This window comes from Sulfitobacter sp. PS-8MA, from assembly GCF_040933935.1.
GTDB lineage: Bacteria > Pseudomonadota > Alphaproteobacteria > Rhodobacterales > Rhodobacteraceae > Sulfitobacter.
In genome coordinates this window covers 1,636,970-1,648,354 of record NZ_JBFQYJ010000006.1, presented here as the reverse complement: position 1 = coordinate 1,648,354, position 11,385 = coordinate 1,636,970, and the positions used below count along the sequence as shown (strand labels likewise).

General features: G+C 64.1%; 8 protein-coding genes. 5 read left to right on the top strand and 3 right to left on the bottom strand.

What is annotated here, in order from left to right; all coding sequences use genetic code 11:
* Window positions 1-69 precede the first annotated feature (69 nt).
* Complete coding sequence (locus AB4M76_RS12180) at window positions 70-1,794, bottom strand: peptide ABC transporter substrate-binding protein (protein WP_368442139.1); 1,725 nt, start codon at window positions 1,792-1,794, stop codon at window positions 70-72.
* Window positions 1,795-2,111: 317 nt separating this feature from the next.
* On the opposite strand from AB4M76_RS12180, the gene AB4M76_RS12175 reads away from it, so the two are divergent.
* The 5 genes from AB4M76_RS12175 (at window position 2,112) to AB4M76_RS12155 (ending at window position 8,992) form a co-directional block, all read left to right on the top strand.
* A complete protein-coding gene (locus tag AB4M76_RS12175) occupies window positions 2,112-3,944 on the top strand; it encodes a dipeptide ABC transporter ATP-binding protein (RefSeq protein ID WP_368442137.1) in 1,833 nt (610 codons plus the stop codon).
* An 11-nt stretch (window positions 3,945-3,955) separates the two neighbouring features.
* Window positions 3,956-5,119 (top strand): acetylornithine deacetylase, encoded by a 1,164-nt coding sequence (gene argE, locus AB4M76_RS12170; RefSeq protein ID WP_368442136.1) that lies wholly within the window; start codon window positions 3,956-3,958, stop codon window positions 5,117-5,119.
* A 103-nt stretch (window positions 5,120-5,222) separates the two neighbouring features.
* Window positions 5,223-6,569 (top strand): NAD(P)/FAD-dependent oxidoreductase, encoded by a 1,347-nt coding sequence (locus AB4M76_RS12165; RefSeq protein ID WP_368442135.1) that lies wholly within the window; start codon window positions 5,223-5,225, stop codon window positions 6,567-6,569.
* A gap of 24 nt (window positions 6,570-6,593) precedes the next feature.
* Window positions 6,594-7,760 carry a M20 aminoacylase family protein gene (locus tag AB4M76_RS12160; RefSeq protein ID WP_368442134.1) on the top strand — a complete coding sequence of 389 codons (1,167 nt, stop codon included), beginning with the start codon at window positions 6,594-6,596 and terminating at the stop codon, window positions 7,758-7,760.
* Between the two features lie 68 nt (window positions 7,761-7,828).
* Window positions 7,829-8,992, top strand: a complete 1,164-nt coding sequence (locus tag AB4M76_RS12155; RefSeq protein WP_368442133.1) for a M20 aminoacylase family protein — start codon at window positions 7,829-7,831, stop codon at window positions 8,990-8,992.
* Window positions 8,993-9,053: 61 nt separating this feature from the next.
* On the opposite strand, the gene AB4M76_RS12150 is transcribed toward AB4M76_RS12155, so the two are convergent.
* Complete coding sequence (locus tag AB4M76_RS12150; RefSeq protein WP_368442132.1) at window positions 9,054-10,097, bottom strand: glycosyltransferase family 4 protein; 1,044 nt, start codon at window positions 10,095-10,097, stop codon at window positions 9,054-9,056.
* Complete coding sequence (locus tag AB4M76_RS12145) at window positions 10,090-11,385, bottom strand: 3-deoxy-D-manno-octulosonic acid transferase (RefSeq protein WP_368442131.1); 1,296 nt, start codon at window positions 11,383-11,385, stop codon at window positions 10,090-10,092. Before AB4M76_RS12145 ends, AB4M76_RS12150 begins: the two co-directional genes overlap by 8 nt.

The window sequence follows — 11,385 nt, the reverse complement described above, 5'->3', positions numbered from 1 at the left end:
ACGACCTGCGCACACCCCCCAGTAGGCATCGGCAGGGCGCATGGCAAGTCGCACGCGCCCTGGGTGATGTTATTCTGCGTCCTTGCGATACCAGTCGGCAGCGTTCCACAGTTCGGAGTCCCAGGTGTTCAGGACCACACCGCCAAGGGTGTTGGATGCCGCGGAGACCCGGCCACGGTCCACCAGAGGCAGGATCGAATAGCTGTCCTTGGTCAGCATGTCGTTCAGCTTCTTGGCGATCTCGCCGCGCTTTTCCATTTCGCCGGTGCGGCCCAGTTCGGCCACCAGAGCATCATACTCTTCGTTGCAGAAGCGGTTGATGTTCTCGCCCTGCCACTGGGTTTCCGGGCTCGGGAATTTGGCGCAGGTCCGCTGGGCGAGGTAGCTTTGCGGGTCGGTGCCGTCGAAGTTGTTGGCGTACATTTCAACGTCTGCATAGAAACGCTGGAAGGTATCGGTCGACCCGGGGTCACCGCCAAAGAAGACCGAAGAGTCGATGTTGCGCAGCTCGGTTTCAACACCGATCTGGCTCCACCAATCCTTGATCAGCGCCTGGAAGTCCTGACGCACGGCGTTGGTCGAGGTCTGGTAGAGCAGGGACAGTTTCTCGCCGTCCTTCTCACGCACACCGTCGCCATCGCTGTCGACCCAGCCTGCTTCGTCCAAGAGCGCCTTGGCGCCTTCGATGTCCTGGGTCAGACAGTCGGTGTTGTCCGAGGCGTAAAGCTCGGGCGCCGGCACCATGTTGCAGGTCGCGCGGCCCGCTTGGCCGTAGCCCACTTCGACCAGCAGCTCGCGGTCAATCGCCATGGACAGCGCGCGGCGCACTTTTTCATCGCTCAGGATCGGGTGCGGGTGTTTGGCGGTCGAACGCTCGCCCTCGGGCAGATCGGGCGAGGGGTCTGTCATGTTCAGTTCCAGACGCTCAACCAGCGTACCGAAGGCCGACATCGGCTTGCCCTTGCCGCCTTCGGCCATCTTGGCGATGACATCGGGGGCCAGCTGCAGGTTCCAGGCGTAGTCGAACTCACCGGTTTCCATCACGGCGCGGCCCGCGGCTGTCGCGTCGCCGCCGCCTTTGAACGTCAGCGAGGCGAAGGCCGGTTTGCCCTCTTCGCGGAAGTTCTCATTGGCTTCCATGGTGATCACGTCATTGGGGCGGAACTCAACAACCTTGAAGGGGCCGGTGCCAATGGGGTTGAAGTTCGCCTCGGTGCATTCAGGGGCTTTGGCACCGGTACAATCGGCAAATTGCGCGGCCTGAAGGATCGGGGACTGGCCGCCCATGAAGGGGCCGTAGGGGTTCGGCATCGGCTCGGAGAAGGTCACCTTGACCGTCTGATCATCCACCGCCTCGACCGAAGCGACGCCCTCGAATTTCGCCAGCTGCGCACAGCCGCCTTCGGGGTTCATGCAGTAGTCGGCGGTGAATTTCACGTCTTCGGCGGTAAAGGGCGTGCCATCGGACCACACCAGACCGTCTTTCAACTGCCATGTGATGGTCTTGAGGTCTTCGCTCACGCCGCCGTTTTCAAGCGTGGGAATTTCCTTGGCGAGATAGGGCACCAGCGCGCCGGTCTCGTCATAGCGCCCAAGCGGCTCAAGCACGAGCGAGGAGGCTTCGACGTCCTTGGTCCCCGAAGACAGATAGGGGTTCAGGATCGACGGCGCCTGCCAATAGATGATCTTTACCTCACCATCCCGGCCACGCTCGCCTTCATGTCCTTCGGCATGGGCCATAGGGGCAAATGCAGCAGATGCCACGGCCCCCATCAATAGGGTCTTCATTTTCATACTTCACTCCATGTTGGACACCTGGGCGTGCCGCTTTTTTGACGACAGGATTTCCCCTGCCTTTTTGCTGCCGCTTCGGGAAAAGCCTCTCAGGTTCACTTGCTAAACATGCTAAATACTTGCATATTTCCACCAGAGCGAGAGGCGCGCTTCCCAAACCGCATAGCCGGTATCGAAAACAGGTTTCGCGGAAATTACAAGACCAGACGTGGCACATCGTCGACAAACCCAACCCGGCGCGCATCAGGTTTGACAGTCTTGCCATATTCGCCGTAGCGTCGGGCAAAATCCGCCTCAGAAAAACAACAGGGAAACAGATGCTGGATACCACTCACGAGACGCCCATCGCCCAGATCCAAGGGCTGCGCGTTGAATTTCAGACCAAAGACGGCCCTGTTGTGGGTGTTGAGGATGTCAGTTTCCATATCAACCCCGGCGAAACCGTCTGCGTTGTCGGGGAATCGGGGTCGGGCAAATCCGTGTCCTCGCTGTCTTTGATGCGGCTGGTTGAATACGGCGGCGGTGAAATCTCCGGCGGTCGCCTGCTTTTTGAGCGCGGGGCCGAGGGGCAGGTCGATCTCGCGGCGAGCAGCGGCTCGCTGATGCGCAAGATTCGCGGCAATGAGATCGGCATGATCTTCCAAGAGCCGATGACCGCCCTGAACCCGGTCTTCACCATTGGCAAGCAGATGACCGAAGGTCTGCGGCTGCATCTCAATATGAACCGCAAGGAGGCCGAGGCCCGCGCGCTGGAACTGATGCGTCAGGTCCGCATCCCCGAGCCTGAGCGGCGTTTGCAACAATATCCCCATGAGCTTTCCGGCGGGATGCGCCAGCGGGTTGTCATCGCCATGGCCCTGGCCTGCGAACCGCGCCTGCTCATTGCGGATGAGCCGACGACGGCGCTCGACGTGACCATTCAGGCCGAGATCCTCGCGCTGATGGACCGGCTCAAGCGCGAGACCGGCACGGCGGTGATGTTCATCACCCATGACATGGCTGTGGTGGCGCAGATGGCCGACCGCGTGGTCGTCATGTTCCGTGGCAAGAAGGTCGAGGAGGGCACGGTCGAAGAGATCTTCGAGAACCCGCAGCACCCCTATACCAAGGCGCTCTTGGCGGCGGTGCCCAAACTCGGTGAAATGACCGGCAAAGCCTACCCTGAACCGATGAAGCTGCTGGGATCTGAGGATAAGGAAATCCTGCCGATTAAGGGCCGCGAGGAGGTGCTGCTTTCGGTCAAGAACCTGACCACACGTTTCCCGGTGCAGGGCGGCTTCCTGCGCCGCACCGTGGCCAATGTCCATGCGGTCGAAGACCTGTCGTTTTCGATCAACAAGGGCCAGACGCTCAGCCTTGTGGGCGAGTCCGGCTGCGGCAAATCAACGGCGGGGCGCTCAATCTTGCGGCTGGTGGAGCCGATGTCGGGGGAGGTGAACCTTGATGGCGTCGACATCATGTCGCTCGACCAATCGGCGCTGCGCACCGCGCGGCTTGATATGCAGATGATCTTCCAAGACCCCTTTGCCTCGCTCAACCCGCAGATGCAGCTGGCCGATCAGGTGGCCGAACCGATCCATAATTTCGCCACCCTCAAAGGGGCCGAGATCACCAAGCGGATCGAAATGCTCTTTGACCGGGTTGAACTGCCGCGCAGCTTCATGCGCCGCTTCCCGCATGAGCTCTCGGGCGGCCAGCGCCAACGCGTCGCCATCGCCCGCGCACTGGCGCTGAACCCCAAGCTGATCATCGCGGATGAGGCCGTGTCGGCGCTTGATGTATCGGTGCAGGCGCAGGTGCTGAACCTGATGATGGAGCTTCAGGCCGAGATGGAACTGTCCTTCCTCTTCATCAGCCATGACATGGCGGTGGTGGAGCGGGTCAGCCATTATGTCGGCGTGATGTATCTGGGCCGCATCGTCGAGCTTGGCTCGCGCCAGCGGGTGTTTGAGAACCCGCAGCACCCCTATACCCAAGCGCTGATGAAGGCGGTCCCCATCGCGGACCCCCGGCGGCGCAAGTCGGAGAAGGATCTGAACTTCAAACCGATCCCATCGCCGATCCACCCGATCAGCTATGAACCCGAACCTTCGCTCTATAAGGAAGTGGAACCGGGCCATCATGTGTTGATCACCGACAGCGGTTACTAAAGGAAGACCCCATGACCACGCGTCTGACGCCATTTGAACTGATGGAAAAGCTCATCAGTTTTCCCACCGTGTCGCGGGACACCAATATCCCGCTGATCGATTGGGTGGCCGACTATCTTTCAAGCCATGGCATCGAAAGCCACCGCTACATTGACCCCGAACAGCCCAAACATGCGCTTTTTGCCCATGCCGGGCCCTGGGAGGAGGGGGCGGTGGTGCTCTCGGGCCATACCGATGTGGTGCCGGTGGACGGCCAGCCTTGGGAAAGTGACCCTTTCACCGTGACCGAACGCGATGGCCGCTACTATGGCCGCGGCACCTGCGACATGAAGGGGTTTGACGCGCTGGCGATCTGGGCGCTGGTGGAGGCGCAGTATGCGGATCTGAAACGCCCGCTGCAAATCGCGCTCAGCTTTGACGAGGAGATCGGCTGCACCGGCGCACCGCCGATGATCGAGGCAATGCAGGGCGTGCTGCCAAAAGGCTCTGCCGTGATCGTGGGCGAGCCCTCGACCATGCAGGCAGTGACCGGCCACAAAGGCGGCATCGGCTTCAACACGCATCTGGTGGGGTTTGAGGTCCATTCCTCGCTGCTGCACACCGGGGTCAATGCGATCATGGCGGGGGCCAAGCTGATCGAATGGGCCAATGACGTGAACAGCGACAATATGGCCGCCAAACCGACCGAGACCGCGGCGATGTTCGACCCGCCTTTCACCACCGCCCATGTCGGCGTGATCGAAGGCGGCACGGCGCATAACATCACCGCCAAGGACTGCCATTTCGCGATGGATTTCCGCGTGGTGCCGGGGGAGGACAAGGACAAATGGGGCACGGCCTATCTCAAGAAAGTGCGGGAGGTCGAAAAGCAGATGCAGGCGGTGGTGCCCGAGACCTATATCGAAACCTCGACCCGCTTTGACGTGCCCGCCTTGCAGCCCGAGAATGACGGCGAGGCCGAGCAGCTCGTGCGCCAGATCACCGGCGACAATGCCAGCCACAAGGTGAGCTATGGCACCGAGGCGGGGCAGTTTCAGGAGGCGGGCTATTCCGCCGTGATCTGCGGGCCGGGCGACATCGCGCAGGCGCATCAGCCCAATGAATATATCGAGGTCGCGCAGTTTGAGGCCGGCCATGACTTTATGATCAGGTTGCTGAACCGGCTACAGGGGTAAGCCGGGGGCAGGGGCGTCCCCCCTGTCACCCCGGGTTCGCCGATTTGCAACCTAACCGGCCGCCGCCTTGCTGCGCAGGCGGCCTCATCTCACGGGCCGCGCCATGTCATCTTTCCCCATCAGCCTTGCCACCCCGGTCACCTATCCCCGCACCCCCCCGCGCGAGGCGGAGGTGGTGGTGATCGGCGGCGGGGTGATCGGCGTCTGCACCGCGCTGTTTCTCGCGCAGGCGGGAAAGCAGGTCACCTTGCTGGAAAAGGGCCGCATCGCCGGGGAGCAATCCAGCCGCAATTGGGGCTGGATCCGCCAGCAGGGCCGCGACCCGGCGGAACTGCCGATCATGGTCGAGGCGGCAAAGCTCTGGCGTGAACTGGCGCCGCAGTTGGACCGCGACATCGGCTTGCAGCAGACCGGCGTGACCTATCTCGCCAACAGTGACGCCAAGATGCAGCAATACGCCGATTGGCTGCCCCATGCGCAGGCCCATGGGGTGGACAGCCGTCTGCTGGACGCGCGAGAGACCGCAGCGGCGTTTCCCGGTCTTGCCAAAAGCTACGCGGGCGCGCTGATCACGCCGTCTGACATGCGCGCCGAGCCTTGGGCCGCCGTGCCATCGCTCGCGGCCTTGGCGACCAAACATGGCGTGCGGGTGATTGAGAACTGTGCCGTGCGCAAGCTTGACCTCGCCGCCGGGCGCATCGCGGGCGTGGTGACCGAGGCGGGGGCGATCAAATGCGCATCTGTCGTGCTGGCCGGTGGCGCCTGGTCAGCACTGTTCCTGCGCGCGCATGGGGTGCGTCTGCCACAGCTTTCGGTGCGCCATTCCGTTCTGGCGACCAATGCGCTGCCCGAGGTCCACAAGGGTGCTGCGATCGATGCCGAACTGGCCTTTCGCCGCCGGGCGGATGGCGGCTACACGCTGGCCCCGCAAAACGCGCCGGACCTCTATGTCGGCCCCGACGCCTTCCGCGCCCTGCGCCACTATCTGCCACAGCTGCGCAACGATCCCTTCGGCCAACGCCTGCGTCTCTCCGCGCCACGGCATTATCCCGACGCATGGTCGACCCGCCGCCATTGGGCCGCCGACAGCATCAGCCCCTTCGAGGCGATGCGCATTCTCGACCCGATGCCGGACCACCGAAAACTGCGAAAGGCGATCAAACATTTCGCCGCCCGCTATCCCGATCTGCCCCCCATCACCGCCCGCGCCTCATGGGCCGGGATGATCGACGCGATGCCCGATATCGTCCCCGTGGTGGACCATTGCGCCCAGATCCCCGGCCTGACCATCGGCACCGGCATGTCGGGCCATGGCTTTGGCATCGGGCCGGGCATGGGGAAAATGCTCGCGGCTCTGGTCATGGGCGATAGGCCGGGGCATGATCTGGGCAGATTCCGCGCCGACCGGTTCAGCGATGGCAGCCCCATCCGCCTCGGCCCGGCGCTCTGACCGCGTTTGACCAAAGGATTTCCCATGCCGATCAAGAATCGCTTTGCCGAGACCCACGCCGAGATCACCGCATGGCGGCGGCATTTGCACCAGCATCCGGAACTGCTGTTCGACCTGCCGGAAACCTCGAAATTCGTCGAAGAGAAACTGCGCAGCTTTGGCATCACCGACATCACCACCGGCATTGCGCAGACCGGCGTGGTGGCGGTGATCGAAGGGCAGAGCAACACATCGGGCCGCACCATCGGACTGCGCGCCGACATGGATGCGCTGCCGATCCAGGAGGCAACCGGGCTGCCCCATGCCTCCAAGACCCCCGGCAAGATGCATGCCTGCGGCCATGACGGTCACACCGCGATGCTGCTCGGCGCCGCGCAATATCTGGCCGAGACCCGCAATTTCGATGGCCGTGTGGTGCTGATCTTTCAACCTGCCGAAGAAGGTGGCGGCGGTGGCAATGTCATGGTCGAGGAAGGGCTGATGGACCGCTGGGGCATCGATGAGGTTTACGGCATGCATAATATGCCCGGCCACCCCACCGGGCTGTTCGCGATCCGCGAAGGGGCGCTGCTGGCGGCGGCGGATGAGTTCAACATCACGCTCACCGGCCAAGGCGGCCATGCCGCGGCCCCGCATGAGGCGGTGGACACCAACCTCGCCGCCGCCCATGTGCTGATCGCGCTGCAATCCATCGCCAGCCGCAACACCGATCCGCTGAAACAGGTCGTGGTCTCGGTCTGCACCCTGCGCAGCGATACCGAAAGCCACAACGTCCTGCCGCATCAGGTGCTTCTGCGCGGCACGGTGCGCACGCTGGCACCCGAGGTGCGCGACCTCGCCGAGCGCCGTTTGCACGACCTCACCCGGCTGACTGCCGAGGCGCATCAATGCAGCGCCGAGATCGACTATCAGCGCGGCTATCCGGTCACCAGCAACCACACTGAGCAGACCCGCTTTGCCGCTGACGCTGCCGATCAGATCACCCCCGGCACGATCCGCGACACCCCGCCGATCATGGCCGGCGAGGATTTCTCCTATATGCTCAACGCGCGGCCCGGGGCCTATATCATGATCGGCAATGGCGACGGGGCGACGGTGCATCACCCGGAATATGACTTTGACGATGCCGCGATCCCGGCGGGCTGTTCGTGGTTCGCGCAGGTGGTTGAGGACCGGCTGGCAAGGGCGTAAGCAGGTGTCAGACAAATGCGCCTGCATGAGTGGCAGCGCCAGAACCCAACCCCGGAGGACTTCCCCGAATGCCCGTTAAGAACCGCTTTGCCGAACTGCATGACGACATCACCGCATGGCGTCGCGACCTGCATGAGAACCCTGAAATCCTGTTTGAGACGCATCGCACCTCGGGCATCGTGGCCGAAAAGCTGCGCGGCTTTGGCTGTGATGAGGTGGTCGAGGGCATTGGCCGCACCGGCGTGGTCGGGGTGATCAAGGGCAAGTCCACGGGCTCCGGCAAGGTCGTCGGGCTGCGCGCCGACATGGACGCGTTGCCGATCCATGAGCAGACCGGGCTCGACTATGCCTCCAAGACCGATGGCGCGATGCATGCCTGCGGCCATGACGGCCATACCGCGATGCTGCTGGGCGCCGCAAAATATCTCGCCGAAACCCGCAATTTCGACGGCACCGTCGTGGTGATCTTCCAGCCCGCCGAAGAGGGCGGCGGCGGTGGCCGCGAGATGTGCGAGGACGGAATGATGGACCGCTGGGGCATTCAGGAGGTCTACGGCATGCACAACTGGCCGGGCATGCCCACCGGCTCCTTCGGCATCCGCGCGGGCTCTTTCTTTGCCGCGACGGACCAGTTCGACATCACCTTTGAGGGCCGCGGCGGCCATGCCGCGAAACCGCATGAGACCGTCGACACCACCGTGATGTCCGCCCAAGCCGTGCTGGCGCTGCAGACCATCACCGCGCGCAATGCCGACCCGGTGGAGCAGATCGTGGTCTCGGTCACCTCCTTCGAGACCTCCTCGAAAGCCTTCAACGTGATCCCGCAGAAAGTGCAGATCAAAGGCACTGTGCGCACCATGTCCGCCGAGATGCGCGGCCTTGCGGAAAAACGCATCAATGAAATCTGCGCCGGCATCGCCACGTCCTTTGGCGGCACGGCGGATGTGACCTATCACCGGGGCTATCCGGTCATGGCCAACCATGAGGCGCAGACCGAATTTGCCGCCGATGTGGCGCGATCGGTCTCTGGCGACTGTGTCGAGGCGCCTTTGGTCATGGGCGGCGAGGATTTCGCCTTCATGCTGGAGGAACGTCCGGGCGCCTATATCCTCGTGGGCAACGGCGACACGGCGGCGGTGCATCACCCGGAGTATAACTTCAACGACGACGCGATCCCGGCTGGGTGCAGCTGGTGGGCGGGCATCGTCGAGCAGCGGATGCCAGCGGCCTGAAGGTCTGAGTGAACGACGTGAAACGCGCCTCCCATCCCGGGGGGCGCCTTTTGCACCTGGCTTAGCCGCGCTGCCAGAGCTCTTGGTAAACCGCGTCGATCCCATCGGCCTCGGCCCGGGCACTAAACCGGCGCTCCGCGACTTCGCGCGCGGCCTCGGCAAGGTCCGGATGCGCGGCCCGCGTCAGCAGAGCCAGCGCCGCCTCCGCCGCTGCCTCGGGCGCCTCTTGCGGCACCACCTGGCCCACGCGGCCCTCGTCTGAAAAGGCGCTGTAATAGCCCGCGTCACTGCCGACGAATGGCACGGCAGAGGCAAGCCCTTCGAGCGGCACCATGCCATAGCCTTCGTAACGTGGCAGCTGCACGATGAGCGACAGGGCGCGCATCAGCCTGGGCAGTTCCGTCGCCGGATACTCCCCGACAAAAAGCAGCCGATCCGCCAACCCCGCCGCAGCGACCCGTGCTTTCAGCTTCGACAGAAAGGCCTCATGTTTGCCGCCCGCGCGGCCCACGACCAGCGCCACCGCGCCGGGCCGCCGGGGCAGCAGGCGCAGCATCGCCTCGACAAAAAGATCGGTGCCCTTTTCAGGCCGGATCCGCCCGACGGTCGCGATGCCATGGCTGCCGCCAAAACCCAGTTCGGCCCAGGCCGAGGCGCGGTCAGGCGCGGGGGTAAAGACATCGGTATCCACCCCATGCGGCACCACGGCGCGCACATGGGGGACAAAATCGGCGGCCCTGTCGGTCGTCGCAATCACCGCATCCATCTGCCGGATCAGCCAGCGCGGATAGGCCGAATGCAGCCGTTGGGCGGCCGAGGTGAACACGATCTTAATGGGCGCACGGCGGATGTCGCGCAGCCAGATCGCACTGCGCATTTCCGGGTTGCGGCGCACATGCCAAATGGCGAAAGGCCGATCCTGCGGCGGGTGATTGCGGGTGACCCGTGCCGCAGCCGCGCGGGTCAGCGGCGTCGGGCAACCGGGCAGGGGCTGGCCCACCAGCGCCAGATCATAGCGCGCCTTCTGCTGGCGCAGCACCGTGGCCGCGGTGGCCGAGACGCCGGTGAAATTGGGGTTGTAGTTGGTAACGAAAAGCTCAGGCATCGCCCGGTGCCCCGTCCAAGCGCAGCGCCGTGATCAGCCGTTCGGCAATGCCGTCGAGCTTGTCGGTCTGCGCCTCGGCATAGGTCTTGGCCGCCGCGACCCCTTTGACGCGGGCGATGTCATTGCTGAGAAGCTCCGCCACCCGCTCGGCCAGATCCTGCGTGCCCGCCACCAGCCGCGCGGCCCCGGCGGCCTCCATCTCGGCGTAGGTCTCGGCGAAATTGGCGATATGGGTGCCGGAGAGAACAAAAGCCCCGGCTTGCGCGACCTCATAGGGGTTATGCCCGCCGATCGGGTGCAGGGAGCCGCCCAGAAAAACGACATCGCTCAGCGCATACCAGGTGCCCAACTCGCCCATCGTATCGGCCAGAAAGACCTCTTCGCCCGGCATGTCGCCCCGGGTGCGGCGGGTGAGGTTGAAGCCGGCCTGGCCGATCAACTCGGCCACCTCATCCCCGCGCTCGGGGTGGCGGGGGGCGAGGATCAGGCACAAATCAGGGAAGGTTTCGCGCAATTGCCGATGCGCGTCCAGAACCGGTTTTTCCTCACCGGCATGGGTCGAGGAGGCGATCCAGACAGGGCGATGCCCAAGGGCGGCGCGGGCGTCGAAAAGCGCGTCTTCGTCCTGCGGCAAGGGGCCGGCCATGGATTTCAGATTGATCCCCCGCGCAACGCGCTCGGCCGGGGCGTTGATCTCGACCATGGCTTTGGCCATCGCGTCATTCTGGGTCAGGATCAGATCAAAGACGCCGAAGAGATAGCGCGCCAGGACCGGTTGTTTCTGCCAGCGCGTGATGGAACGTTGCGACAGCCGCGCGTTGATCAGCGCCATCGGCACGCCGCGCGCATGGGTGCGGCGCAGCATCTGGGGCCATAGCTCGCTCTCGACGAACAGCGCGGCATCGGGGCGCCAGTGATTGAGGAAACGCTTCAATGGGCCGGGCGCGTCCAGCGGGGCGAACTGATGCCGGGTCCGGGGCGGCAGACGCTGGCCCACCAACCGCGCCGAGGTGGCGGTGCCCGAGGTGATCAGAAAATGCGCATCGGGCAGGGCGCGGCCCATGCGGTCGATCAACGCCAAGACCGACAGGCTCTCCCCGACGGAGGCGGCGTGGAACCAGATCAACTTGCCGTCCGGGCGCGGGCTGCTGGCATGCCCGAGCTTCTCATGGGCGCGCTGCACCTCGACCCCGGCGCGGCGCAGCTTGGCCACCGATTGCCGCGCGGCAAAGGGCAGGATCGCGGCGCTGGCGGCAACCCAGGCGTGATAAAGAAACGGAGCAGCCAC